At 65.7% G+C, this 25637-nt stretch carries 20 protein-coding genes and 1 tRNA gene; 10 read left to right on the top strand and 11 right to left on the bottom strand.

Annotated features, from left to right (window positions below; translation table 11 throughout):
- Positions 1-430 precede the first annotated feature (430 nt).
- The 5 genes from ASG60_RS18810 to ASG60_RS18790 all read left to right on the top strand — a co-directional run bounded on the left by ASG60_RS18810 (position 431) and on the right by ASG60_RS18790 (position 6522).
- Complete coding sequence (locus ASG60_RS18810; RefSeq protein ID WP_156398957.1) at positions 431-1750, top strand: PLP-dependent transferase; 1320 nt, start codon at positions 431-433, stop codon at positions 1748-1750.
- Between the two features lie 3 nt (positions 1751-1753).
- The gene (locus ASG60_RS18805) at positions 1754-2764 is read left to right on the top strand and encodes a 2-oxoglutarate and iron-dependent oxygenase domain-containing protein (RefSeq protein WP_056387117.1); all 1011 of its coding nucleotides are present in this window, start codon (positions 1754-1756) and stop codon (positions 2762-2764) included.
- A 248-nt stretch (positions 2765-3012) separates the two neighbouring features.
- Positions 3013-3990: an aliphatic sulfonate ABC transporter substrate-binding protein gene (locus ASG60_RS18800; RefSeq protein ID WP_056387115.1), complete on the top strand. Its 978-nt coding sequence runs from the start codon at positions 3013-3015 to the stop codon at positions 3988-3990.
- A gap of 2 nt (positions 3991-3992) precedes the next feature.
- On the top strand, positions 3993-5051 hold the full coding sequence (locus tag ASG60_RS18795) for an LLM class flavin-dependent oxidoreductase (protein WP_056267404.1): 1059 nt from the start codon (positions 3993-3995) through the stop codon (positions 5049-5051).
- 253 nt (positions 5052-5304) lie between these two features.
- Positions 5305-6522, top strand: a complete 1218-nt coding sequence (locus ASG60_RS18790) for a monooxygenase (protein WP_056387114.1) — start codon at positions 5305-5307, stop codon at positions 6520-6522.
- A gap of 77 nt (positions 6523-6599) precedes the next feature.
- Here the strand turns inward: ASG60_RS18790 and ASG60_RS18785 are convergent.
- Both ASG60_RS18785 and ASG60_RS18780 read right to left on the bottom strand, forming a co-directional pair.
- Positions 6600-6676, bottom strand: a tRNA-Arg gene (locus ASG60_RS18785).
- 1238 nt (positions 6677-7914) lie between these two features.
- On the bottom strand, positions 7915-8595 hold the full coding sequence (locus ASG60_RS18780; protein WP_162238656.1) for a sensor histidine kinase: 681 nt from the start codon (positions 8593-8595) through the stop codon (positions 7915-7917).
- A 968-nt stretch (positions 8596-9563) separates the two neighbouring features.
- On the opposite strand from ASG60_RS18780, the gene ASG60_RS22250 reads away from it, so the two are divergent.
- The 4 genes from ASG60_RS22250 (at position 9564) to ASG60_RS18755 (ending at position 12483) form a co-directional block, all read left to right on the top strand.
- Entirely contained in the window at positions 9564-9830 is a 267-nt protein-coding gene (locus ASG60_RS22250; protein WP_056267398.1) for a general stress protein, read from the top strand.
- Positions 9831-10087: 257 nt separating this feature from the next.
- Positions 10088-10945, top strand: a complete 858-nt coding sequence (locus ASG60_RS18765; RefSeq protein ID WP_056167237.1) for a manganese catalase family protein — start codon at positions 10088-10090, stop codon at positions 10943-10945.
- 211 nt (positions 10946-11156) lie between these two features.
- Entirely contained in the window at positions 11157-12017 is an 861-nt protein-coding gene (locus ASG60_RS18760; RefSeq protein ID WP_056267395.1) for an SDR family oxidoreductase, read from the top strand.
- Between the two features lie 295 nt (positions 12018-12312).
- Complete coding sequence (locus tag ASG60_RS18755) at positions 12313-12483, top strand: hypothetical protein (RefSeq protein ID WP_244476718.1); 171 nt, start codon at positions 12313-12315, stop codon at positions 12481-12483.
- 199 nt (positions 12484-12682) lie between these two features.
- On the opposite strand, the gene ASG60_RS18750 is transcribed toward ASG60_RS18755, so the two are convergent.
- From ASG60_RS18750 to gntA, 4 genes are read right to left on the bottom strand one after another with little or no spacing between them, the layout of a single operon-like run.
- Positions 12683-13171, bottom strand: a complete 489-nt coding sequence (locus ASG60_RS18750; protein ID WP_056387110.1) for a DUF2243 domain-containing protein — start codon at positions 13169-13171, stop codon at positions 12683-12685.
- Between the two features lie 43 nt (positions 13172-13214).
- Positions 13215-14162 (bottom strand): L-histidine N(alpha)-methyltransferase, encoded by a 948-nt coding sequence (gene egtD, locus ASG60_RS18745; RefSeq protein ID WP_056387108.1) that lies wholly within the window; start codon positions 14160-14162, stop codon positions 13215-13217.
- A gap of 39 nt (positions 14163-14201) precedes the next feature.
- Positions 14202-15149, bottom strand: a complete 948-nt coding sequence (locus ASG60_RS18740; protein WP_056387107.1) for a methyltransferase — start codon at positions 15147-15149, stop codon at positions 14202-14204.
- A gap of 48 nt (positions 15150-15197) precedes the next feature.
- Positions 15198-15950 carry a guanitoxin biosynthesis heme-dependent pre-guanitoxin N-hydroxylase GntA gene (gene gntA / locus ASG60_RS18735; RefSeq protein WP_056387205.1) on the bottom strand — a complete coding sequence of 251 codons (753 nt, stop codon included), beginning with the start codon at positions 15948-15950 and terminating at the stop codon, positions 15198-15200.
- Between the two features lie 372 nt (positions 15951-16322).
- Here gntA and ASG60_RS18730 point away from each other — a divergent pair, with 372 nt between their 5' ends.
- Positions 16323-18353 (top strand): oligopeptide transporter, OPT family, encoded by a 2031-nt coding sequence (locus ASG60_RS18730; protein ID WP_056387106.1) that lies wholly within the window; start codon positions 16323-16325, stop codon positions 18351-18353.
- 19 nt (positions 18354-18372) lie between these two features.
- Here ASG60_RS18730 and ASG60_RS18725 read toward each other — a convergent pair whose 3' ends face one another.
- From ASG60_RS18725 to ASG60_RS18705, 5 genes are all read right to left on the bottom strand, one after another.
- On the bottom strand, positions 18373-19731 hold the full coding sequence (locus ASG60_RS18725) for an HlyD family type I secretion periplasmic adaptor subunit (RefSeq protein ID WP_056387104.1): 1359 nt from the start codon (positions 19729-19731) through the stop codon (positions 18373-18375).
- Positions 19731-21479 (bottom strand): type I secretion system permease/ATPase, encoded by a 1749-nt coding sequence (locus ASG60_RS18720; protein ID WP_156398956.1) that lies wholly within the window; start codon positions 21477-21479, stop codon positions 19731-19733. The genes ASG60_RS18725 and ASG60_RS18720 overlap by 1 nt, the downstream gene beginning before the upstream one ends.
- Positions 21480-21635: 156 nt before the next feature.
- Positions 21636-22754 (bottom strand): calcium-binding protein, encoded by a 1119-nt coding sequence (locus ASG60_RS18715; protein WP_056387101.1) that lies wholly within the window; start codon positions 22752-22754, stop codon positions 21636-21638.
- 404 nt (positions 22755-23158) lie between these two features.
- Positions 23159-24151, bottom strand: coding sequence for a glycosyltransferase (locus ASG60_RS18710; RefSeq protein ID WP_056387099.1), 993 nt, complete (start codon positions 24149-24151; stop codon positions 23159-23161).
- Between the two features lie 10 nt (positions 24152-24161).
- Positions 24162-25508 (bottom strand): oligosaccharide flippase family protein, encoded by a 1347-nt coding sequence (locus tag ASG60_RS18705; protein ID WP_056387097.1) that lies wholly within the window; start codon positions 25506-25508, stop codon positions 24162-24164.
- Between the last annotated feature and the right edge of the window lie 129 nt (positions 25509-25637).

The following is a 25637-nucleotide window of genomic DNA, read 5'->3' as shown; positions in this document are numbered from 1 at the left end:
ACGCTCCTTCGTTGCCATGCGTCCGGAACCGGGCCGAACGCGTGGCGCGAAGCGACGGGAATCAGCGAAAAATCGATGGCGCCACGCCAACGGCGCCCACGTCAAGGCACGGACTATCGGCGCCTTTCCGACGTATGGAAATACCTGCGTGCTCCTTTTTGGATGGGTTCCCCGGGACGCGACAAACGTTCCGTCCCCCGTGCGGCGCATGATCGCGAATATTTTCGTCGCAGAATAGGATTCTTCAAAAGACCGTTTCATTGACTACGGGCCGCGTTGCTTCATCATCAGGCAACTCAGCAAATGATCGTGACGACAGGCGCTGGGATAATCATCCGACCGAACGAATTGCTCTGGCCTTACTGGATCGAAATTCGTTCGTTCCGTGGGAAGGCGACGCATTCGTCGAATGCCCTGCAGGAATCCCATCATGCCGAGCCCACACGCTTCCTCGCATCCCGAGACCCTCGCGCTCCATGCCGGATGGCGTGCCGATTCCACGACGGGCTCCGTCGCGGTGCCGATCCACCAGACCACGTCCTACCAGTTCCGCGACACCGGCCACGCCGAGAGCCTGTTCGCTCTCAAAGAGTTCGGAAACATCTACACCCGGGTCAACAACCCGACCGTCGATGTGCTCGAACAGCGCCTCGCGGCCCTGGAAGGCGGTACCGCGGCACTGGCCGTCGCTTCGGGGCAGGCGGCCTCGGCGCTGTCGGTTCAGAACCTCGCGCGGGCCGGCGACAACATCGTCTCCTCCACCGATCTCTACGGCGGCACCTGGAACCTGTTCGCCAACACCCTGGTCGAGCAGGGCATCGAGGTTCGTTTCGTCGACCCCGCCGATCCCGAGAACTTCGCCCGCGCCACCGACGCGCGCACACGGGCCTATTACGGCGAGACCCTGGCCAATCCGAAACTCGCGGTGTTTCCCATCGCGGAGGTCGCGGCCATCGGCCGGCCGCTCGGCATCCCCCTCATCATCGACAACACCGCGACGCCGCTCCTGGCGCGCCCGTTCGACCACGGTGCCGCCGTGGTCGTCTATTCGACGACGAAGTATCTCGGCGGTCACGGCATCGCCATCGGCGGGGCGATCATCGACGGCGGCACGTTCGACTGGTCGGCCCATCCGGAGCGCCAACCCGCCCTGACCACCCCCGACCCGAGCTATCACGGGGCCGTCTGGACGGAGGCGGCCAAGCCGCTGGGACCCATCGCCTACGTGCTGCGCGCCCGTGTCCGTCTCCTGCGCGACCTCGGCCCGGCGGTCTCGCCGCTCAACGCCTTCCTCACCCTTCAGGGCATCGAGACCGTGGCCCTGCGCATCGAGCGCCACAGTCACAATGCGCAGGCGGTGGCAGACTATCTCTCCGGCCGGCCCGAGATCGAGCGGGTGATCCATCCCTCGCACCACACCGGCAAGGCGCGCGAGCGGGTCGCCAAATACCTCCGGGGCGGGCACGGCGGCCTCGTCGGCTTCGAACTCGCCGCAGGGCGCGAGGCCGGGCGCAGCTTCATCGAGGGCTTGAAGCTGTTCTACCACGTCGCCAACATCGGCGACGCCCGCAGCCTCGCCATCCACCCGGCGACCACCACGCACGCCCAGCTCTCGCCCGAGCACCAACGCGCCTCGGGCGTGTCCGACGGCTACGTGCGCCTCTCCATCGGCCTCGAGCATATCGACGATATCCTGGCCGACCTCGACCAGGCGCTGGCGGCGGTCGGCACCTACGCCAAGGCGGCCTGACCCGTGGCCGGAGTTCCAGACTTCGACCTGCGCCGCCTCGACGAAGGACCGTCCGAACGGGCGGCCTTCCTCGCCGCCCTGCGGCAGGCGGCCCGGGACGTCGGCTTCTTCACCCTGTCCGGGCATGGCATTTCCCCGGCGCAGATTGCCGAGACCCAGGCCCTGGCGCGACGCTTCTTCGCCCTGTCGCTTTCCGAGAAGCGAGCGGTGGCCATGATCCGCTCGCCGCACTTTCGCGGCTACACGGAAGCCGGGCGCGAGATCACCCGCGGCACCCCGGACTGGCGCGAGCAGTTCGACATCGGCGCCGAGCGTCCCGCCCTGCCGCGGCGTGCGGGCGATCCGGCCTGGACGCGGCTTCAGGGCCCCAACCTCTGGCCCGCCGGCCTGCCGGAGCTGCGGGTCGGCCTGCTGTGCTGGCAGGAGGCGGTGACGCGGGTCGGCATCCGGGTTCTGCGCGCCTTCGCCGAGGCGCTGGGCCAACCCGAGGACGCGTTCGAGCCGATCTACGCCGGCGCCCCGAACCAGCACATCAAGATCATCCGCTACCCCGGCCGCGACGGCACCGAGGGCGACCAGGGCGTGGGCGCCCACAAGGACAGCGGGCTCCTCACCCTCCTGGTTCAGGACGGGCAGAGCGGGCTCGAGGTCGAAGGGCCGGAGGGCTGGATTTCCGTGGAGCCGCGGGAGGGCCGGTTCGTCGTCAATGTCGGCGAGCTGCTGGAGCTCGCCTCCGACGGTTACCTGCGCGCCACGGTACACCGGGTGTTGACGCCACCGGCCGGGCGCGACCGGCTCTCCGTGGCGTTCTTCCTCGGCGCACGTCACGACGCCGTCGTGCCGCTCCTGACTCTTCCGCCTTCCCTCGCGGACAAGGCACGGGGCCCAGTGGGCGATCCCGACAAACCGCTCTTCCACGAGGTCGGCCGCAACACCCTCAAGGGCCGTCTGCGCTCGCACCCGGATGTGGCCGCGCGCCATTACGGCGACCTGCTGCCGACGGGGGCGGCATGACCGGACGCCTCATCCGCATCCTGCACGCGATGCTGCCGGATCCGTCCGGTTCTGCTGAGGCACCTCCGGACCCGGCCCTGCTGGCCGGCGCCGCGGCCCTCCTCGGCCACCACACCTTCGGGCGTTCGATCGCCGCGGGCCCGCTTCCCAAGGGCCCCGCGCCGCGGCCGCAACGATTCCGTCCCGTCCGATGGCCAACCTCCGTCTTCCGGGCAAACGCTCCGGGAACGAGCCCAAGGATACGATCCATGACAACTTCCGCCCCCTGGACGCGGCGCGGCCTCCTCGGCGGCGCCGGAGCCGCCCTGGCCCTCGGTGCCACGGGTGGACGCCCGGCGCTCGGCGCAGACAAGCCGGTCCGCCTCAGCTTCCAGCGCTCGTCGACCCTGCTGACCGTGCTCAAGCTCAAGGGCACCCTGGTCGAGCGCCTGGCCGCGAAGGGTTTTGCGCCGAGTTGGCACCAGTTCACCGGCGTGATCGAGCCCATGAACAGCGGCGCCGTCGACCTCCACGCCGATGTCGCCGACGCGATTCCGGTTTTCACGCAATCGGCTGGCGCGCCCCTGACCTTCTACGCCATGGAGGCGGGCTCGCCCCGCGCCGAGGCGATCATCGTGCCCGATGAATCCCCGATCCGCTCGGTGGCGGACCTCAAGGGCAAGACGGTGGGCGTCTCGCGCGGCTCGGGCTGCCACTTCATCCTCGCCGCCGCCCTCAAGCGCGAAGGCCTGCGGTTCTCCGACATCACGCCCGCCTATCTCGAGGCGCCCGACGGGGCCGCCGCGTTCGCCCGGGGCAGCCTCGACGCCTGGGCGATCTGGGACCCGTTCCTCGCCATCGCCCAGGCCAAACGCCCCGTTCGGGTGCTTGCCGACGCGACCGGCCTGTCGAGGTACAACCGCTACTTTCTCGTCAACGACAACTTCGCCGCCGCGCACCCGGAGGTGGTGGGAATTGTGTTCGATGCCCTCGTGGAGGCCGGGCGATGGGTCAAGGCCAACCCGAAGGACGCCGTCGCGCTTCTCGGCCCCGTCTGGGGCGACCTGCCGCCCGACATCGTCGCCACGGTCAACGAACGGCGCAGCTACGCCATCCAGCCCGTGGAGAAGGCCGCCCTGTCCGAGCAGCAGACCATCGCCGACACCTTCCAAGAGGCCGGCCTGATCCCCCGGAAGATCGACGCCACCGCCGTGCGGATCTGGCGACCCGCCGCGAGCCGGGGTTGAGCATGGCCGCCGCTTCCCCACGCTTCGGCGTCTGGGCGCCCGTGCACGGATCGCGCGCCGCCCACCACGATCCCGACGAGCCCGACGACGCGAGCTGGGCACGCACCCGCGCCCTGGTGCTGGAGGCCGAAACCCTCGGATTCGATTCCGTGCTCGTCGCCCAGCACACCATGAACCCCTACGACGAGGCGCGCGACCAGCTCGATGCCTGGAGCGCATCGGCGGCGCTGGCCGCCCTGACGCACCGGATCGAGATCATCGCGGCGATCAAGCCGGGCCTCGTCCATCCGGTGGTACTCGCGAAGGCGGCGCTGGGCATCGACCGGATCAGCGAGGGACGCTTCGCGCTCAACCTCGTCAATGCTTGGAACAAGGCCGAGTTCGAGCGGGCCGGCCTGCCGTTTCCGGCTCACGACGCACGCTACGCCTATGGCCGGGAATGGATCGGCCTCGTCGACCGGCTCATGCGGGGCGAACGGGTCCGGTTCACGGGCGAACATTTCAGGGTGGAGGATTACCAGTTGCGGCCCGCCGGCACCGGTGGCCGCCGGCCAACCCTCTATGTCGGCGGGGAATCCGAACCGGCCCGCGCCCTGGTGGCCGATCACGGCGATGTCTGGTTCATCAACGGCCAGCCCCTGGAAGAGGTCGCGGCGCTGATCGCCGACGTCGCCCGGCGCCCGGCCGCCAATGGTCCCCTGCGCTACGGCCTCTCGGCTTTCGTCATCGCCCGCGACACGGACGACGAGGCCGAGGCCGAGCATGCGCGGCTCATCGCACTCGCCGAACGCGACGCCGCCATCCGGGCCGACACCCGCGCGCGGACGGACCCGGCCGCCGTGATGTTCGCCAAGCCCGGTCTCGCCCAGCCCGACGGACCCGTCCGCCATGTCGGCACCAACGGTGGCACCGCCGCGGGGCTGGTGGGCAGCTACGGTCGGATCGCGGAACGCCTGTCCGCCTTTCACGCAGCCGGCATCGACCTGTTCATGCTCCAGTTCCAACCGTTCGAGGCGGAGATGCGCCGGTTCGCCGAGACGATCCTACCGCGCCTGCGCTGAACGGCCCGGGGATCCGCCCGGCCGTCGCAGAACGCCGGAGCATGATCTTTCACGCGATACCCCACTTGGAAACAGCTGGTCTCTGTAGACACCAAGACTGACAGTCATCTTTCAAATACGATGATCCTGCCATTTGAGACTTGCTTCGACACTGCGGATTGCCGACTCCAAGGCGATGCGGCGTGACATCGGGTTGGGCAGAGCCTTGCCGGGTGCCCTCGATTCCGCGCCTTCGCCGGGATGGGAACGATCGATGGTACAAACAGATGCGGGATGGGGCGCGGGGCCGAGCGCACGTTACGAGGATCTCGCCACGGGCTTCCGGCCGGTGTTCGCGCGGATCCGCGCCACCGCCGTGACCCGCGACCGGGAGCGTACGCTGCCCCATGAGGAAATCGGCTGGCTGAAGCAGGCCGGCTTCACCACCCTCCGGCTGGCACGCGACGCGGGTGGTTTCGACGCGAGTCTGCCCGAGCTGTTCAATCTGCTCATCGAGCTGTCTCAGGCCGATCCCAACGTGACCAACGCCCTGCGGGCGCATTTCGGCTTTACCGAGGACATGCTGTGCTCGTCGTCGGATGCGTGGCGGGCCCGTTGGATCGGCCGGATCGGTGACCGCGAGACCGTGGGCAGCGGCGTCTCCGAGACCGGCGAGGCCAAGGTCGGGCAGTTCGACACGGTGTTGCGGCCGGACGGAGCGCAATGGCGCCTCGACGGCCGGAAGTTCTACACCACCGGCTCGCTCTTCGCCGACTGGATCCACGTCTCGGCGCAGGACGAGGCCGGCGTCGCCATGGTGGCGGCGGTCCCCGTGCGCGCACCCGGTGTCGAGATCCTCGACGACTGGGACGGGTTCGGACAGGCGCTGACGGCCAGCGGCACGGCGGTGTTCACGAACGTCGGCCTCGGGCCGGAGCTGATCAAGCCCGATCCGGAACGCTTCCCCTACGCCATGGCGTTCTTCCAACTCGTCCATCTCGCGACCCTCGCGGGGATCGGTCGCTCGGCGGCCCTCGACGTCACGCGTCTCGTGGCGGAGCGCCAGCGCGTCTACAGCCACGGCAACGGCAGCCGTTCGGGTGACGACCCTCAGGTGCAGCAGGTGGTCGGTCGCGTGCGCGGCGCGGCCTACGCCGCCGGCGCCATCGTCCTCAAGGCGGCCGAGTCCCTGGAACGGACCTATGCGGTGCATCGCACCGGTCGATCCGCCGAGTCCACTGCGGCCATCGCGGATGTCGAGGTCAACCAGGCCGTCAGCGTGGTCACCAACCTCGTGCTGGAAGCCACCACGACGCTGTTCGACGCCCTCGGCGCTTCGGCGGTGAAGGGTGGCCATGGCCTGGATCGGCATTGGCGCAACGCCCGCACCATCGCCTCGCACAATCCCCGGATCTACCGCGACCGCACGGTCGGCGACTTCGCGGTGAACGGCACGGCCCCGCCGCGCCAGTACCGGGTCGGATCCGCCTGAGCGACGGGCGAACGCCGGGGGTCCGGGTCGGCGGTATCGAAACACTCCGAGATTCGAAGAGTTGGTGCGGCAGAAACTGGCGACCCCGGTTGGGCTCGAACCAACGACCTGCCGCTTAGAAGGCGGCTGCTCTATCCAGCTGAGCTACGGAGTCGGGAGTGCCAGCGCCCGTAGAAGCCATGGGTCTCGCGGTCGGTCAACCCCGAGCGCTCGGCCTTTCGAGATGCGTGCTGCCCAGCGTCGCGGCTACACGTACATTGCCGGGAATGGCGAGGAGGCTGCCGAAGTGACAAGGCTGTGGCGCCGAGCTTCCGATGAAATACCCGGGGCGCGAATTCGAACCCAGATCGACCGCGCTCACTCGCCCTCCAGGGATACGACCATTCCAAAGCTCTCTTTCGGCTCCGCGGCGCGCGCTTTCTTCTCAATGACGAGGCATCGACCGACCGGAGGTGATTAGAATTTCTGTTTCTTCGATTGAAGATCTTTGCCCGCGTTGATGCGATATCCTGCGATACACTGCGTGACGAACGGCGCCCTTAGTTTGTGCCGCATCCCATTCTGCTGGGCACGTCGCTCGCACTTTTCCCGCCAATCCGACTTCTGCGTCATCGCGCCAGCCATCGAAGGGTTCGCGCGTGCTGGGAGCCACGTCAAGGATAGGATGCAGAGGCTGGATAGGATGGTCACGCGAATCCGTCGTCCTTGCGACTTCGACCCCATGAAGCTGAAATCTTTCCTGCCGATCCGATGGGGCATGCTCAGACTGGAACGCCGAAGCGCTGTCCGAACAAGTAGAGTGCCAAGAAAACGACGGCGATCAGTACCACCAAAATTCCCAGGATTAACAGCAAGTTTTTCGATTTTCTCTTTTCCGCCGAGCCGTATTGATTACCATTGAGTGACATTTGTATAAACCTCGCCGATTTTTATATCAGATGGATCAAATATTCGTCATCCAGATGGAAATATAAATTCCTGATATTCGGGCGAGCCCGAACCACAGTAGAACACGCAGCACCGGGACGGGCACCTCACTCGTGTCATGAGTTCGCCCGATCCTGGACCTCAACCGGGAAGCGCGTAGGCAAACGATCCAAAACAAATCTCAGGGATTCGTTCCGCGGTAGATTTCACATAAGATTGATGGATTAAAGCTCGAACCTCGGTAGAGCACCGAACCATCGTCACGCAGTGATCTATTGGTCGGTCGGCGCTAGACTATACTGAACCATCTATAGCCGGCACGTTGTGAAATCTGGATTGGACATCACCGAGCAGCGATCGCATCGTGCCGTCGCAGGCCACGACGGATCGGAACCCTCTTTTTCTTCACGAACGTGCCTATCGGGCGAGCCGCCGTCGTCGACGCCTGGCTCAGCGAATCACATCTCACGTCTCGCGCGCGAAGGCGTGATCGGTGAAGGGCAAGTTGAGGCTACAGCGCAGACCGTCCGCATCATAGCTCAGTATCGTCTCGGCCTGGAGTTCATCCGCGAGCGTACGGTTCAGCATCTCGGTACCGAAGCCAGTGACGAGCGGTGCCGCCGCGATCCTCGGACCGCCGCGCTCCTGCCACGTGACCGCGAGCCAATGCGCATCGTGGGATAGTTTCAGGCGCCATGTCACGGATACGTGGCCGCCCCGGGCCGACAGGGCTCCGTACTTGATCGCGTTCGTAGTCAGTTCCTGGAATGCCAATCCCAGGCTCATCGCGGCCCTTGGTGCCAGCCGAACCGATGGCCCATCGAGGGAAACCTGATCGTCTTCACGGGCTTGGCCGGCCATGAACTCCGTCGCCAGAAGGGTGGCAAGATCCACGCCTCCATCCGACGCGCAATCGATCGCCGACTGCGTACGGGTGAGCGCGTCGAGGCGACCTTCGATATGCAGGGCGAAGTCTTCGAGCGTCTCACTCGACTCGACCGTACGCCGGATGACGGAACGCATCATGCCCAGGACGTTCCGGCTTCGGTGTGGAAGCGCGATCGGGTGCGCTTCAGGCTCGGACCAACGACCCGCCAGATTGCCGTCCGGGGAAGGAGACCAGTCGTCCCCGTCATCGCTGCTCATGGAATCCTCGCATGGCGTGAACCTTCGACGGCTCATCCTCGTGCCCGAGGTGTCGACAACCGGACGTGAACAGATCCTAAGCCCACACGACGCCGACCTTGTCCCGAGTGCCTAGTCCGACCCAGGCGCACCTCCAGGCCCACCTGCAACATGCAAGCCCCCTCGCAGGGATGCAGGCCCCATGAACGGCCCAGCGGATCGAAGGTGCACAACGAGAATCGCACACCACCTGAAACCTATGTTGATGAAGCTTCCCTTTCGATGTCCGACACGTGTCGGTATCGATCGGAGGAGTCGTACCTCATGCCAAGAAATCGCGCGAAAACCCCGGAATTCTGGGATACGGTGATCACGCATGTCACGGCTAAAGTCGAGCCCGTGATCGGCCGCACCGACACCATTCGCGAACCTGTGATCATCTACCTGCGAGACCTCGAGGCCGTCGCCCGGCGGGAGTGCTCCAGCCGAGACGCATTGCAAGTCATCGGGTCCGGACGCAGACTCCTCGGCGATACCACGGACATCGGTCCGGACCGCCGATCCCTGACGCGGAGATAGCGCGTCGAGCGATGCATGCGACATCGGTCCAGATGAGGCTAGCGGGAAATCAAGGCGCGCCCGGTCTGCAGACATGGCAGGCGCCCCTTACCTCGGAATGCAGCAGCTCCATCGGACCGGAATCTTTGTGGACTGCGCTGACCGAGCGCATGCCTGACCGCCGGTTGTCGAGCTGCGGTGGGCCTCGCGGGTCCCAAAACCCCATCCTGGGCTCGCGATCTGTTCGGAGGGGCACGCCGTCCCAAGCCTGCGGATAAAACCAGCATCTATCATCGGCTTATCCTGAGTTATCTCGCTTTATCATAGATTATATCTACATATTTTTGGTTCGATACCACGATTTTTCTTGGAACATTGTTTTTAAGTCTGGAGTTCTTGGATCTCATCTACCGAACAATCAGGAGGGTGAGATGACACAATCCAACGGCAATCAGGGTCAGTCCGAGCACCGCGGTGGATCCGGCAACTTCGCCGAAGATCGGGAACGTGCCTCGGAAGCCGGGCACAAGGGCGGACAAGCCAGTGGCGGTAACTTCGCCAACGACCCTGAGCGGGCTTCGGAGGCTGGCCACAAGGGCGGACAGGCCAGCGGTGGCAACTTTGCCAACGACCGCGAGCGGGCTTCGGAGGCCGGCAAAAAAGGCGGCGAGGCGAGCCACGGCGGTCGTGGTTCCTGACCGCTGAAGTCACATCAGGACACGGGTCGGCAGGCTAAAGCGCGAGATCTGCCTTCCTGGTCCTGTATTCGAGTCGGCCACGTCCGTTTCGATAAGGAGGCATGAGTCAAGTCCAGTTCCGTTTTACGGCGTTGGACTCGGCCCACACCTCCAAGTCCTCTCCTGCCGCGCATGCCGTGCGGTGGGACCGCGGTTCACCATCCATGCCGTCCCGGGCCGCAAGCATGGGGCGGCGATGCATTGAGGTGGCTTAAACCATGTACTATCACGACAAGCGTCTCCAATATCCCGTCAAGGTCGATTCACCCGATCCGGTTTACGCGCGTATGCTGCAACAGGCGATCGGCGGCATCGAAGGTGAGATCCGCGTCTGTATGCAGTACTTCTTCCAGGGTTGGGGCGCACGGGGACCGACAACGAAGTATCGCGACATGCTTCTTCACACCGCGACCGAAGAGATCGGCCACATCGAGATGCTGGCGACCGCCGTCGCGATGAATCTGGAGACGGCCCCGACGAAGGTTCAGGAAGCCGGTGTGGCGGATGCCGTGGTGGGCGCCGTCATGGGTGGTGAGAACCCCCGGCATCTCGTCGAGGGAATGCTGCACCGACATCTGCTGTCCACGGGGATGGCTGCGTTTCCGGCCAATTGTGACGGCGCTCCGTTCGACATGTCACACATCTATGCCAGCGGGAATCTTGCCGCCGACATGTACTGTAACGTGGCGGCGGAGGCGACGGGGCGGACATTGGCCGTTCGCCTGTTCAACGCCACGAACGACCCTGGAATGCGCGACATGTGGAGCTTCCTCATCGCGCGCGACACGATGCACCAGCAACAATGGCTCGCCGTCGTCGAAGAATTGGGGGGCCACGAGGGTGCCCTGCCGATCCCCAACAGCTTCCCGCAAAGCAAGGAGCACGAGAAGTTCAGCTATAGCTTCTTCGGAACGGCCGCGGACGGCACGGTGCCGCCGGAAGGCCGTTGGACGAGCGGTCCGTCGCTGGACGGCAAGGGAACCTACAACGTGGTGCAGAACGTACCCATGGGTGAAGAGCCGGTTCTGGGGCCCGCACGCCCCGACAGCGGCGCGCAAAAGGAACAGATCGCCTGATTTGAGGCGTTCCGAACCGGCGGTGTCGGAGCGGCTCGGGTCTTCTCGCGGTCGCTTCGCCATCCCCGTTCCCCGCATACCCGTAACCGGTGAGGTCGCATCCACGATGCGGCCTCGGTCGACACGCGGTCTCCCGGGTCGACGGCTCCAGGGTCAGTTCTGCAAGTGAACTTGTTCGACAGAAAAATTCGGCAAGGAAACCTCGTTCGCCATGACGCAATTCCCAAAGCCGCCGTTCGAGAATCAGCGCCCCCTCACACCGCCGGGGCGCGATGTGGATATGGATCCGAAACCTGATTACGGCGAGGCGCATTACAAGGGCTCGGGACGCCTCGCAGGCCGGAGCACGATCATCACCGGTGCCGATAGTGGAATAGGCCGCGCCGTGGCCCTGGCCTATGCACGCGAAGGGGCGGACGTACTCGTGAGTTATTACGACGAGCACGACGACGCTGCGGAAACGTGCCGCCTGGTCCAGTCCGCAGGCCGCAAGGCGATCCGGATGGCGGGGGATGTGAAGGATTCCAGCCATTGCCGCGCCATCGTCGACAGGGCCGTGGTGGAGTTCGGGCGAGTCGATGTTCTGGTCAACAATGCCGCTCACCAGAAAACCTTCGCGAACCCGGAAGAGATCTCCGACGCTGAGTGGGAAATCACCTTCGCAACGAACATTCACGCAATGTTCTACCTTGTGAAGGCTGCGCTCCCATATATGAAACCGGGCAGCGCTATCATCAACACCACGTCGGTCAATGCCGACTCGCCGAGCCCCCACTTGCTCGCATACGCCACCACGAAGGGCGCCATTCAGAACTTCACCGGCGGACTCGCTCAGATGCTGGCGGAGCGCGAGATTCGGGTGAATTGCGTCGCGCCGGGCCCGATCTGGACACCGCTCATCCCGGCGACGATGCCCGAGGAAAAGGTCCGCAGCTTCGGCTCGCAAGTACCAATGAAACGTCCGGGGCAACCCTGCGAACTCGCACCGGTCTACGTGATGCTGGCGAGTTCCGAAGCGAGCTACGTCTCAGGCGCCACGGTCGCGGTGACGGGTGGCAAACCGATCATTTAGACGCTCATTCGTACGCGCCGCACCCCACTCGCCTTTGAGGCGGCGTGACACCCGGTCATCTTCCGAGAAGATCGAGGCTTTGGTCGACTTACCGGCCCGAATGGTGCCGATGACTTCCCGGACAGCAGCCAACCTCGAACAGCTGTCTTACCTCAAATCGATCCGACCACAGGAGCGTGCAATGAAATCTAAAACTTCGGCCTATGCTGCACTCTGCTTTTTGACCGCCACCGGATCATTGGCCCTGGCGCAGACTCCGATCGGGCGCGGGGACACGCTCCCACCCGGAACCATCGTGCAGCAACAACCGAACACCACCGGCAACGACATCGACTTGGTGATCTCGCGGGGCCCGACGGGAGCCGACACGGTGACCACGGACTCGGCAGCGGGCGGGAATGCGAGCCTCCCCGAGCGGGCGATTCCGAACGGAAGTGCCGGTGGCGGCAGCGGCGGTGGGCGGTAGAGCGACCGGACGCCTATTTGTTTCGTACGCGCGCCCGGAACAACCGTGCTGGCGTCAGAACCACACGGTTGTTCTGTGCATCGGCGCGATTGCGGGCGAACACTCGACCGATCTCGGCCAGTTCCCTCCGTTGATGCCTCGCCGGACATCGTTGGGCTTCACGGTAGGGCCGATATGTCTCCGACCGACCGCGCAGCGATCACGTGTGCATTCGACCACATCGCAGCATGATCCAACCACCGATCAGCATGACACCGCCCCAGATCAGGAAACCCAGATCCCAATAGATCCACTGTGCACGTGGAACCGTTTCGTTGACGTGGTGCAGGCCCAGAAGGTGATGGTTGATCGTGCCCTCCGCGAGATTGAAGAGTCCGAAGCCCATCAGAATGCCACCCGGCAGCAGCCAGCCCGACCAGCGCAGGTGGTTCCGGCGTGCGTGGCGCCACAAAACGACGAGCCCCCCGAAGACGAACAGGTAGGTGCTTGCGTGAAACAGCCCATCCCACAGGGTGTTTATTTGAAGATTCGCCACACTGTCGGGCGGGTACCCGGCGCTCGTGAGCATGTGGTGCCATTGCAAGACCTGGTGCAGCACGATCCCGTCGAAAAATCCGCCGATACCGAGTCCGAATAGAATCGCTGCCGAGGTCGGAAAGTCCGCGAGGTCACTTCGATCAATCGTCATTGACGCACCCTGACATGCACTGGCGGAAGTCTACCGTCCGCCATCAGGTCTGGAGCAGATGGAGGCTGAACAAGCCTTGCGGATCGAGCCATACCCGCTCCGGATACCATCCCGCTTCCCTCGCGAGGGCTTGGAACTCGTCCGGTGAATACTTGTAAGAGACGTCCGTCAGGATGCTCTCGCCGGCCCGAAATCGAATCGCGGTGCCGCCGAGGCGGTAGATCGCGCTCGTGTGCGCCACGAGGTGCGCTTCGACCCGAAACGGATCGTGGTGCACCTGCACCGTGTGGTGGAAATTGTCGCTGTCGAGATCGGCATCGAACTCGCGGTTCAGGCGCGCCAGAAGGTTGATGTGAAATGCCGGCATCAGGCCGTCGGCGTTCCCATAGGCGCGCATCAGGCTCGCGACGTCGCGCGTCGGATCGGCCCCCACGAGGAAACGGCTCGGTCCGAGGGTGGCGCGGGCCCGCTCGAGAAACCGCTTCGCATCGTCGGGCAGGAAATTGCCAATGCTCGTTCCGGGGAAGAACCCCAGCACCGTGGTCCCGGAGAGATCGACGGGCACCTGCACCGGCGTCGTGTAATCGGCGTGCACCGGGATCATGTGGACGCCGGGATAGGACGGTGCGAGACCCGCGATGGCGGCGTCGAGGTAATCCCCCGAGATATCGAGGGCGATGTAGCGCGCCGGCCGATCAAGGGCGTCGAGCAGCGTACGGATCTTGCGGCTCGCTCCACTGCCGAACTCGACGATCGTGACACAGGAGCCGATCGATGGAGCAATTTCGGCCGAAACCTGAGTCAGAAGAGCAATTTCGGTACGGGTCGGATAGTAATCGACGCTCGCGCAGATCCGCTCGAACAGATCCGAGCCGTTCTCGTCCCAGAGGAGTTTGCCTGGGAGGCGCTTCTGCGCTTCGGACAATCCCTGCAGGATGTTCGACAACACATCGGCCTGGGCCATCGACACGTCGACCACGGTCTCTGTCATGAAGCGGATCTTTCGGAATTTTCGTTGGACGTCAGGACGTCACGCGGGACGGGTCGCCGTGAGCACCACCAGGGCGATGCGGTCCGCTTCCGCATAGGCCGGGTCGTCGAGTTCCTCGCCGTAGGCATCCGGATCGAATTCGCGGTACTGGGCCTGCAGACCGGCCCGTTCACAGAGATGCAGCGCAGCGTCGCGGAAACCATCGGTGCCGCCCACGATGACGGATCCGGTGAACAGCACGAGGCTGCCGCCGGGGGCGAGGCGTTCGGCGGCAGCCTCGACCACGGCCAGGGACAAGCCTTCGCCGAAGGCACCGCCGCCGTGGCGATAGGTGCGCCCGCTCCGGTCGATCATGAACGGCGGGTTGGAGACAATGAGGTCGAACCGACCCTCGATCTCCCGTAGCAGATTGCTCTGCCGGGGTACGATGCCGCCGACACCGGCCGCCCTGGCATTGATCCGGCCGGCGCACAGGGCGGCCGGGTTGATGTCGACCAGGACCACCTCGGCGCCCGGTGCGCGCTTCGCGATGGCGATGCCCGCAGCCCCGGACCCCGCGCCGATATCGGCGGCGCGGTGAATAGGCTGGTCACGCTCGGAGAGATGCATGATCACCGCAGAGACGAAGCGCGTGGTATCGGGCCCGAAGAAGACCGCATCGGTGGCGCTTGGCGGGTAGGCCGAGTGCAGGAAGAGTTCCCCATCGAGGCTCGAGACCCGGATGGTCGCGCGCGCACCCCCCTCCACGGTCTCGATCACACCCGCCCGGTACATGGCGCCGAGGAGATCCGGCGGCACGACCCCCTCGCGGAACGGGCGGCTCCAGCCGAGGACGTCGCCGAGATCGCGTGCCCAGTCTGCGCCCGGTCGCGCGTTGACACGGGCATGGCTCGCCGGCGTCACCGTAGTGAAAGCGTAACCCGTTGCCCGCACCGCCTGGATCAGGCCGACGAGCGCGTCCTCCGTCTCACGCCGTATCGGGTTCATCTCGCTCGTCTCCCTGTGCGACAATCGGATTCGTTTCGGAAGGCGGCGTCAGACCGCGAAGGCACCGCTCCGTAGATCCTCCACGATGCGTATCCCGTCCTGAGCATCCGGCCGTGGACGGGTCTCCGGCTGACGCGTGAACGGACAGGCCCAGGTCTCCTGGACGTGACGCCCGCTGTATTGGCAGGCTTCCGAACGTTCACCGTGCCGCGCCAGCATCGGGTTGACCGAACCTGCAAGCGCGATGTCGCGCTGAAGGATGGCGTCGCGCAGACCTTCGTAGCGACCGGCGGTCCGGAGGCGCTCGAACTGGTCGTGCAAGTTGAAGACGAGTGCCGGCCGCTCGAAACGTCGCGCCGGCCGGCTCGCCCGTGGATTCAAACCAAGGATGAAAAACGCTTCTCCCCCGAGGCTGAGAGAGAAGTGCGGATCCTCCGGATCGGGGCTGACGCGGGAATCGTAGGCGTGCCCCAAGCCGCTGTCCTGGTTCGACAACGCTTGGGCCCGCGTCCAGAGAAAATGCTCGAAGGCCACTTCAGTGAGGGATGCCGGCTGTTCGAAAAGCACCGCGAAGCTCTGAAACTGGTCGGGCCGGGCGCGATAGCGACAAATGAAGGCAAGCACTGCCGTATAGATCCGCAAGTCGTCTGCGTGTGCCGTAATATCGCGCGCAACGAGAATCTTGAGCTGACTGCGCGCGAGGGCGGACTTTGCGCCAACGCATGAGAACGACACATCGCGAATGAAAGAACGAAAGCGCTCGGCGAGGGGGTGACTGGCATCGTCCGTCGGAAAGAGCATGCGGATCCGGTGCTTCTTGGCGTGGTTCGTCTTGGATTGCTGTCGCCCGAGCATAGAGCGATCCGGGCGCGGACTTTGCCCGCGGCAGCACGGATTCAGCGGCGCGCCAGCTTGAGCGATGATGTTGGATCGACAACGCATGTATGATTCTATTGTTCCGATGTGCGATGATAAACCTAAATTAAACTATGTTAATTCTTGATTTTTATGCTTGGATAGCTTCGCTCTAGGCTATCGACCTTTCCGATAACCTCTTCATGGCATACACAATGGCTTCTCCAGGCACCGTGGACACCGTCCGGGCACATCCGGGGCGGGCCGCCGAGCGATCGGCCGATGGCGGTGCATCGGACGCACGGGAAGGTTTGATCGATGAATGCTCAGACCGGCCGACATCGCACGCATGCGGACCGGTCCCGTGAGCTGACCCTTCGTGGTCTGTTGCTCGGGGCCGCCATCACGGTCGTGTTCATGGCAGCCAACGTCTACATGGGCCTCAAGACGGGAATGACGTTCTCGTCGTCGATCCCAGCCGCGATGCTATCGATGGGACTGCTGCGGTTGTTCGGCGACAGCTCCATCTTGGAGAACAACATCGTTCAGACCCAAGCCTCGGCGGCAGGGACGCTGTGCAACGTCATCCTGGTCTTGCCGGGCCTGATCTTGATCGGACATTGGAACGGATTTCCCTTGTGGCAGACGAGCGGCGTGTGTCTCCTCGGCGGACTGCTCGGCGTCGCCTACTCGATCCCACTTCGGCGGGCGCTCGTGGCCGAAGCGGGATTGCCGTTCCCGGAAGGGGCCGCCGCTGCCGAGGTACTGAAAGCCGGTGACACATCGGGCGATCACGGCGCCGGGGGCTCCGGCCTGCGCGACCTGCTCGGCGCCGGCGGCGCGGCGGCCCTGATCGCGTTCGGGACGAGCGGCCTGCGCCTTCTCGGTGAGGGCCTCCACACGACCCTGCAGGCGGGCCACGCCTTGTTTCGCGTCGGGACCGGCTTCTCCCTCGCCCTCGTCGGGGTCGGCTATCTCGTCGGCATCGGCGCCTGCCTCGCCCTGCTCACCGGCGTGATCATCGCCTGGGGCCTGGCCGTCCCGTTCATGACGGCGTTCGCGCCCGAGGGCGGGCTCGCGCCCGATGCCGCGGCGGAAGCGGTCTGGTCGGGGCAGGTGCGCTTGATCGGGGCGGGCATCATCGCGGTCGGAGGCGCCTGGACCGTGGCGACCCTGGTGGGACCGATCCTCGCCAGCGTCCGGGCCGCCCTGAAGGCCGCGCGCGGTACCGGCCGAGGACTCAGCGAACTGCCGCGCCAGGAGCGGGACATTCCCATTACCTGGGTCGTCGGAGCGGCCGCCGCGCTGACCGTTCCACTGGCCCTGCTGTTCGGGCAGTTCTCGATGGGTGCCGAACTCGCCGGCCTGCTTCCGGTGCTGATCCTCGCCGCGACGGTGTTCACCGTGTCATTCGGCTTTCTCATGGCGGCGGCGTGCGGCTACCTTGCGGGTCTACTCGGTTCGTCATCGAGTCCGATCTCCGGCATTGGCATCCTCACCACGATGTTGGTGGCCCTGTTGCTGCCCCTCGTGGTTGGCCGCGCGGCGGGACCCGAGGGAGACCGGTTCGTCATCGGCCTCGCCCTTTTCATCGCGGCGGTGATCGTCACCATGGCGTCCATCGCCAACGACAACCTGCAGGACTTGAAGACGGGCCAGCTCGTCGACGCGACGCCCTGGCGACAGGAGTCGGTGCTGATCGTCGGTGTCGGCGTCGGATCCCTGGTCATCGCACCCCTGCTGGCGCTCCTTTACAACGCCTATGGCTTCGTCGGCGCCCTGCCGCGGGAAGGCATGGACGAAGCCGCGGCCCTGCCGGCGCCACAGGCAGCCCTGATGACGCAGATAGCCAGCGGCATCGTTCACGGCGAGCTGCCCTGGGCCATGGTGCTCACGGGCATGGGGCTCGGCGCCTTGCTCGTGGGTTTCGAGGCTTGGTTGCGCCGAAGCGGACGCGTCTTTCCCGCTCTGACGGTGGGAATCGGGATCTATCTTCCGCTGAACGTCGTCGTCACGATCGCCATCGGGGGTGTCATCGCCTGGTTGAGCGAGCGGGCCTTTCGGAGCGGGTTCGAGGGTCGCACGTCGGCCACGGACGACGCTTACGAGGCGGTGCGCCGTCGCGGCGTGCTCCTGTCCTCGGGCTTCCTCGTCGGGGAGAGCTTCATCGGCGTACTTCTGGCCGGTGCGGACACCCTCACCGGCCGCAGCGCCTCCCTGGCGATCACAGGTCCCGGGGTCACCCCCTTCACCCCCCTCATCGGTCTGGCCGTCTTTGTGGTCGCGATCGGGACATTCTATCGTCTGGTCTCCCGGGCGCCGAGAAAGGGATCGAGCATCGCCCCCTGATCGGCGGCACCAGACACCGCTACCGCTCGCGCCACGCCTTGGCGACCTGATCGGAGAACGGCTTGAGCAGGTAGCTCAACACCGAACGATCCCCGAGCTGCACGAAGCTCTCCACGGGCATTCCGGGCACGAGGCGCACGCTGCCGAGCCGCTGCCGCTGGTCCTCGGGCACACGGATCCGGGCGGTATAGTAGCTCGAACCCGTCTTCGGATCGACGCTGACATCCGCGGAGACCCGGCTCACCACGCCGCCGATCTCCGGCGTGGTGCGCTGGTTGAACGCGGGAAAGCGAAGGACGGCCGGCTGGTCGAGGCGGACGTTGTCGATGTCCTGCGGCTGGATCTTCACCTCGACCGCGAGTTGGTCGGCCTCTGGCACGATGAGCATGGCAGGCTCGGAGGGCGTCACCAGCCCGCCGATGGTGTGCACGGTCATCTGATGCACGATGCCGGATTGCGGTGCGCGGAGGTCGACGCGTTTGAGCTGATCCTCTGCCGCGACCCGCTTCTCGACGAATTCCGACCACTTGCCCCGAATCTCGGCGAGATCCCTTCCGGTCTCCGTCCGCATGTCGCCATCGATCTGCAGGATCTGCAACTCGGTCTCTGCGATCTTGCCACGCGCGGAGGCCGTCGCGGCGATGAGCTGTCCGCGCTCGCCATCGAGCCGGGTGGCATCCCGCTCAAGGGCATTGACGCGGGCGAGGGGCACCAGGTTCTTGCTGTAGAGTTCGCGCACGCTTTGCAGCTCGCCGGTGATGAACCCGACCTCGCGCGCCTTGGCCGCGATCTGCTCGGAAAGGCCCTTGATTTCTTCGCGAAGTTGCTGTGCTCGCTCGCGCAGCTGCGCCTTCTGACCCGCGCGCCCGGCGACGCGGGCACTGAACAGCCGGGTTTCCCCATCGATCAGGTGGGCTACCGCCCGGTCGCTGCCGGCGCGCGCCAGCAACTCGGGCGGGAAGGTGATGTGGGTGGCGCCGTCGCGCTCGGCTTCGTTGCGGGCGCGGCGGCCGGACAGCTCGTCCAGCGCCTTCAGGATGATGTCGAGGTTGGCCCGGACCTGGGTCTCGTCGAGGCGGATGAGGATGTCGCCGGCCTGGACCCGGGCGCCCTCGCGTACCCGCAACTCACCGACGACACCGCCCGTCGGGTGCTGCACCTTTTTCAGATCGGACTCGACCACGAGTTGACCTGGCGCGATCACCGCACCCGAGATCTCGGTGAACGTCGCCCAGCCGCCGACCCCCACCACCAGGAGCAGACTGAAGACGAGGCCGACGACGAGATGGCGGCGGATCGACTCCCGCGCGATCGACTTCTCGGTGGCGGCAGGCGGCCCCGGGGAGGCGGGACCCGTGGAGGGGAGCGCGAGATCCATCAGGCACGCTCCTGCAGGGCGCCGGCCTTGGCGCGGGTGTCGGCGGGACGCGTCTCCACGAGAACGGGCGCCGGGCGCAGCACGCGCTTCAGCACTTCGTCTTTGGGGCCGAAGGCCTGGGCTCGCCCCTCCGCCATCATCAGGATGAGGTCGACGGCGGCGAGCGCGCTCGGCCGATGGGCGATGACGATGCAGAGACCGCCGCGCCGTCGAACGCCGAGGATCGCCTCGGTCAGGGCATTCTCGCCCTCGGCGTCGAGGTTGGCGTTGGGCTCGTCCAGGATCACCAGGAAGGGGTCGCCGTAGAGCGCACGCGCCAGCCCGATGCGCTGGCGCTGGCCCGCAGACAGGCCCGCCCCGCCATCGCCGATCCGGGTGTCGTAGCCTTCGGGAAGACGCAGGATCAGATCGTGCACGCCCGCCGCCTGCGCCGCGGCGATCACCGCCCCGGAGGGGGGCAGCGGGTCGAAGCGGGCGATGTTCTCGGCGATGGTGCCGGCGAACAGCTCCACCTCCTGGGGCAGGAAACCGAGATGGACTCCGAGGTCGTCGGCCGACCACTGGTCGAGCGCCGCCCCATCGAGGCGGACCTTGCCGCGCACCGCCGGCCAGACGCCCGCGAGGGCGCGGACCAGGCTCGACTTGCCCGAGGCGGACGGCCCGATGATGCCGAGCCCCTGGCCAGCCTGGAGGCTGAGATTTACGTCCTGGACCACAAGGCGCGGAGTGCCAGGAGGGGCGACGCTGAGACTCTCGACCTGAAGGGATCGGCTGGGAGCCGCCAGCGCGTGGCGCTGGCGGCTCGCCGGCATGCGGGCGAAGAGCTCCGACAGGCGCGCCCAGGATTGCCGGGCTTGGACGAAACCCTTCCAGTTGGCGATGGCGAGTTCGGCCGGAGCGAGCGCTCGCGCCACCAGGATCGAGCTCGCGATGATGATGCCCGCACTGGCCTGGCCGTTGATGACGAGATAGGCGCCGATCGCGAGCACGCCCGATTGCAGGGCCATGCGGAACACCTTGGACGCAGCCGCGAACCCGCCGGCGACGTCGGAGGCGTGCTGCTGGGCCCGCATGTAGTCGCGGTTGGCCCCGGTCCAGCGTGCAGCGAGGCGTCCCTGCATGCCCATGGCGGCCAGAACCTCGGCATTGCGGCGCCCGGCCTCTGCCAGGCCGTTGCGGCGCAGGCCGTGGCCGGTTGCCGTCTGCGCCGGATGCTTCGTCGCCCAATCCGTCAGGAGGCCGAAGGTCGCGAGCACGGCCGCTCCCACCACCGCGGCGACCCCGATGAGCGGATGGAACAGGAAGCAGATCAGCAGATAGATCGGCATCCAGGGCAGATCGAAGAAGGCGGACGGGCCGGACCCGCCGAGGAAGGCGCGCAGGGCATCAAGGTCGCGCAAGGGCAGGAGGCCATCGCCGGGGGTGGCGCCCTTGAGGGGCGCGCGCACGACGATGTCGAAGACGCGCGCGCTGAGAGCCTCGTCCAGGGCCGCGCCGATCCGGATCAGCACCCGGGCGCGCAGGGTCTCGAGGAGCCCCTGGAAGCCATAAAGCACGAGAACGAGGGCACAGAGGCCGACGAGAGTCGGCACGGATCGGCTGGGAATGACGCGATCATAGACTTCGAGCATGAAGAACGAGCCCGTCAGATAGAGCACGTTCACGAAACCGCTCATGGCGGCCACGCCGAGAAATGCCGTACGGCACCGCGACAGTGCCGAAACCAACTCGGCGGAGTCCTTCTGCATCGTCACGGTCTTTCGCGAGGGGGTTGCCATCAAATACGTTCGACAGCGCGAGGCATCGGCGGTGTGCCTCGGTCGAGCGGATTCGGGCGCAAGTCTGGTCCCGCAGCCGCGAGAGCTGCGGGACCGTCGTCTGCCTACTGAAGCAAAAGCTCGAGGTCAGACGTAGATGCCGACCCCGGCCGCCTGAGCGAAGGCCCCATCCCCCGCAACCACGGCACGACCTTCGCCGGCGCCGTACTCGAGGAAATGCTGAAGCGGATTGAGCCCGGCTGCAGCGACGTCGCCGTTCTGCGCAAGATAAGCCTTGGTATCGAAGTTCGCGGACGGGTCACGTCCCTCCTTCCAGCCATAGGTCAGGTAATGTTCGAGGGGATTGATCCCCGCAGCGGCGACGTCGCCGTAGGCGGCGAGATACCCCTTGGTGTCGAAGAAGGCATTTGGATCGCGTCCCTCACGCCATCCGTACTCGGCGAAATGCGCATCGGCATCGAGACCGGCGTCAAACACATCGCCATTCCGGCTGAGGTAGAACAGATCGTCCACGCCGGGCTGCCCATCGGCCTGCACGATGGTCCTGTCCTGAAACTCGAAAGCCTCCGTATTCTTGACCGTGTCAGAGCTGCCGGTTCCGGAGATCTTCGCCAGCGACCCGGCGGAGTCGATGACGCCCGCATCCCTGAAGTTGAAATTGAAGACCGCCGTATCGTACCCGGCCGCACCGTCGAGCGTGTTGGTGCCGGAGCCGCCCGACATTCTGTCGTCGCCAAAGTCGCCGAAAACCGTATCGTTACCAGCGGCCCCCAACAACGTGTCGTTGCCAAGATCGCCATCGACGTAGTCGTCGCCATCACCGCCATCGACGAGATCGTCATCGTCCCCGCCGGCAACGAGATCGTTGCCAGCCTCGCCGAAGACCTGGTCTCGTCCCGCCTCGCCAATAAGGAAGTCGTTGCCGGCGCCCCCATACAGGATGTCGTCACCAGGATTGCCGGCGGCGTAATCATTTCCATCATCGGTGTAGATGGTGTCGTTGCCAGCCTCACCGATGATCTGGTCCGAACCGGCGCCGCCCCGGATCAGGTCGTCGCCGGGACCGCCAGCGATGTAATCCACGTTCGGCCCGCCGAAGATCGAATCGTTGCCGTCTTGGCCGTCGATCCGGTTGAAGCCACCCGGATCGGTGATCGTATCGTTCCCCAGCAAACCGAGGATGATGTCGTCCTCGGCCGTTCCAGTGAGCTGGTCGCCGATATTCGTACCCGAAATGCTAGCCACTGCGTATCCTCACATTTGATGGACCTGCCCATCCACTGTAATTCGCCACAAAAAAACACGATTTCGCATATGTTAATCGGTATTATTACTATGGGAAAAAGCGTATCGATAAGCTTTCCTGTCGGGAGGGGATAGAGCCACGGATCCGAATGTCGAGTTGTGGCATCAAGCCGCAAGATACAGCCTTCGTTCGTGAGAAATCCTGACTTTCGATGTCCATTCGCGTGCGGTTGTCGATCGTCCAGGGTGTTCCAGGCGCTTGTTGGGATTCGATTTGGCCACGAAAGGGCCCCCGCGTCCTCAATCCGCGACGAGCGACACCACGGGCGTCGCATGGCGGTGACACGGCGGGGGTTCATGCCCGCAGCGAACTTCGGCAAGTCTCCCGGTCACAAGTCTCCCGGTCACTTGTACTCGATCAAGGCTGCCGAGCGTCGGCTCATTCGATTTGCGTAGAACGTCGCGATTCCGAAGACTTCCGGGAGCTTACCCAGGAGCGTGAAGCCCGCATAGGCCCAAGCCCCCCGTCCGGCGACGCTCCGGCGGCGCGCGATGCGGCAGAGCTGGACCGGGTAGAGCAGCGTGAGCAGGGCCGCAGCGGGGTGGACGAAGACGCCGAGGCCGCTCAGAACCGGCAGGCCCACGCCCCAGAAGACCGCCCGCGGCACCGCCGCCCGCCAGATGGCGTGGGGCGAGCCGCGATGGACCCGTGCGACCTGGGCGAAGGCATGGCCGCTGCGGACCATGCGCCACCACCACTGACGCAGGCTCGTGATGTCGGCGTCGTGCAAGGTCATCTCGGCGTCGAGGCGCCAGATCCGCCAGCCTCGCGCGCGCAATCGGACGCAGAGTTCCGGCTCCTCGCCGGCGATGAGGCCACCGTTGAAGCCGCCCACTGCCGCGAAGGCCTCGGTGCGAACCAGGAAATCGCCACCGCATTCCAGGGCTTCCCCGGGGGCGGTGTCCCACTCGAGATCGCACAGGCGATTGAACACGGAACGGTCGGGGTGGCGTTCCCGCCGCCGCCCGCAGACGACGGCGACATCGCGGCGTGCCGAGAGAGAGGTGTGGGCCGCGCCGAGCCAGCCCGGCACGAGGGCGCAATCGCCATCCATGAACTGCACGAAGGCGAGGCTTGGCGCGAGATCCCGCAGCCTCGCGAAACCGGCGTTGCGCGCCCGGGCCGCCGTGAAAGGCCGGGCCGTATCGAGAACAACGACGGCGACGCCGAGGTTCTCCGCGAGGGCGACGCTGCCATCGGTCGAGCCGGAATCGACGTAGACCACGGGACCAATGGTGCGGTCGATCGATTCGAAGCAGGCTCGCAGCCGCTCCCCCTCGTTGCGCCCGATCACGACGACACCCAGGATCGGGGTCCGGCACGCAGGCTCGATCATCGCGGCCCCCTCACAGGTGCCACAGGCCGTCGAAGGCCGTTCCGAGGGACAGCCCCGCGCGCAGAGCGGTCAGCATCAACAGCGTTGCGAGGAGCACAGCGGTGGCGAGAAGATCCTGCGCGCCGAAGCTGACGCGCGTTCGGACCTGCGCGACGAGGAGTACCGCGTAACGGACCGCGTCGGCGGTCACCAGGATGAGGATCGCTCCGAGCATGCCGCCGGCCGTGAAGGCGAGCGGCAAGCCGATCACCAGATAGGCGAGCTTCACGCTGCTCGCAGCGGTGCCGTATTGCGGTTTGCCGCGTCCGATCAGAACGTATTCGTTCGTGGTGCAAAGCACCGTTGCCCAGGTGCCGAGCAGCAGCAGCGGCAGCATGGCGGCCGCGAGCGCGTAACGCGTGTCGTAGATCGCCCGGATGGCGAAATCGCCGCCCGCCGCCGCGGCCCCGATCCCAACCGCCGCGGCGAGCAGGAAACAGAGGCGGATCGAGCCGATCTCCCGTCGCAGCCGCGCGGGTGGCATCTCTCCGGCCGCGGACACCAGGGGAAAGACGAGGGAGTGGCCGAGCCGTCCGGCGAGGAGCGCCGGCAATTCGGCCATGGTGCGGGCGATGCCGTAGATGCCGAGCAGCGCCAGGGGTGCGACGCTGCCGAGATACAGACGATCGAAGTTGAGACTGAAGAACCCAAGCATCGACCAGAGGAAGATCCACTTCCCGAACGAGAAGATCTCGCCCACATGACGTCGGTCGAGCATTGGGCGGTTGCCGCCCTCGGGGAGCAGAAAGCTGCCACCGACGCGCAGCAGCGCGCTCAACAGGTTTCCGAGCAAGATCGACCAGATCGTCGGGCTCCAATAGACCAAGAGCAGCATCAAGGCGGTGCCGATGGTATCCTGGAAGAAATCGAACAGGGTGAGGGTCTGAACGCGCAAGCGTTTTTGCAGAAGGAACTGCGAGGTCGAGGTCATACCGAGGACCGCCAGGGTGAGCGCCCCGAACTGGATGGCGGCCGCCGGCACCCCGTAGAGCTCGGCGAGCGGGCCCGCGAAGGCGCAGCACAGCCCGCACAGCAGCAGCCCGCGCAGCACCTGCAGGGTCCAGACCGTGTTGTAGAAGGCCGGCTGATCACCGCGGGGATTGGTGACCACGTTCTGACCGAGGCCGACGTCGGACAGGAGTTCGGCCCCCATCCGGATCGCCAGGATCACCACCACCATCCCGAAGATCTCCGGCGCGATGAGCCTTGACAGCAGGACGTTGGAGGCGAAGCGCACGATCACGCTGACGCCGTAGATGCCGATGATCCACGCGCTGCCGCTGAGGATCGCGCCACGCGAGATCGTCAGTGTGCTCATCGGGTACGCTCCTGGAACAAGTCACTCGCCGGAAATCAGACAGAACGGCCGGCCGGCCGGGATCACGCGTGCCGAGGGATCACGTGTCGCCCTGCCCGCCTGATCCGTTCGCCAGCCGGCCTCGGCTGC

Source organism: Methylobacterium sp. Leaf469 (assembly GCF_001424745.1).
Classification (GTDB): domain Bacteria; phylum Pseudomonadota; class Alphaproteobacteria; order Rhizobiales; family Beijerinckiaceae; genus Methylobacterium.
This window is presented reverse-complemented; position numbering and strand designations above follow the sequence as displayed.

What these genes read in the sequence shown, in the direction of transcription:
- ASG60_RS18810 (WP_156398957.1), top strand. Translation starts at nt 431, where the DNA reads ATGCCGAGCCCACACGCTTCCTCGCATCCCGAGACCCTCGCGCTCCAT.
- ASG60_RS18800 (WP_056387115.1), top strand. Translation starts at nt 3,013, where the DNA reads ATGACAACTTCCGCCCCCTGGACGCGGCGCGGCCTCCTCGGCGGCGCC.
- ASG60_RS18795 (WP_056267404.1), top strand. Translation starts at nt 3,993, where the DNA reads ATGGCCGCCGCTTCCCCACGCTTCGGCGTCTGGGCGCCCGTGCACGGA.
- ASG60_RS18790 (WP_056387114.1), top strand. Translation starts at nt 5,305, where the DNA reads ATGGTACAAACAGATGCGGGATGGGGCGCGGGGCCGAGCGCACGTTAC.
- ASG60_RS18780 (WP_162238656.1), bottom strand. Translation starts at nt 8,595, where the DNA reads ATGAGCAGCGATGACGGGGACGACTGGTCTCCTTCCCCGGACGGCAAT.
- ASG60_RS22250 (WP_056267398.1), top strand. Translation starts at nt 9,564, where the DNA reads ATGACACAATCCAACGGCAATCAGGGTCAGTCCGAGCACCGCGGTGGA.
- ASG60_RS18765 (WP_056167237.1), top strand. Translation starts at nt 10,088, where the DNA reads ATGTACTATCACGACAAGCGTCTCCAATATCCCGTCAAGGTCGATTCA.
- ASG60_RS18760 (WP_056267395.1), top strand. Translation starts at nt 11,157, where the DNA reads ATGACGCAATTCCCAAAGCCGCCGTTCGAGAATCAGCGCCCCCTCACA.
- ASG60_RS18750 (WP_056387110.1), bottom strand. Translation starts at nt 13,171, where the DNA reads ATGACGATTGATCGAAGTGACCTCGCGGACTTTCCGACCTCGGCAGCG.
- egtD (WP_056387108.1), bottom strand. Translation starts at nt 14,162, where the DNA reads ATGACAGAGACCGTGGTCGACGTGTCGATGGCCCAGGCCGATGTGTTG.
- ASG60_RS18740 (WP_056387107.1), bottom strand. Translation starts at nt 15,149, where the DNA reads ATGAACCCGATACGGCGTGAGACGGAGGACGCGCTCGTCGGCCTGATC.
- gntA (WP_056387205.1), bottom strand. Translation starts at nt 15,950, where the DNA reads ATGCTCTTTCCGACGGACGATGCCAGTCACCCCCTCGCCGAGCGCTTT.
- ASG60_RS18730 (WP_056387106.1), top strand. Translation starts at nt 16,323, where the DNA reads ATGAATGCTCAGACCGGCCGACATCGCACGCATGCGGACCGGTCCCGT.
- ASG60_RS18725 (WP_056387104.1), bottom strand. Translation starts at nt 19,731, where the DNA reads ATGGATCTCGCGCTCCCCTCCACGGGTCCCGCCTCCCCGGGGCCGCCT.
- ASG60_RS18720 (WP_156398956.1), bottom strand. Translation starts at nt 21,479, where the DNA reads ATGCAGAAGGACTCCGCCGAGTTGGTTTCGGCACTGTCGCGGTGCCGT.
- ASG60_RS18710 (WP_056387099.1), bottom strand. Translation starts at nt 24,151, where the DNA reads ATGATCGAGCCTGCGTGCCGGACCCCGATCCTGGGTGTCGTCGTGATC.
- ASG60_RS18705 (WP_056387097.1), bottom strand. Translation starts at nt 25,508, where the DNA reads ATGAGCACACTGACGATCTCGCGTGGCGCGATCCTCAGCGGCAGCGCG.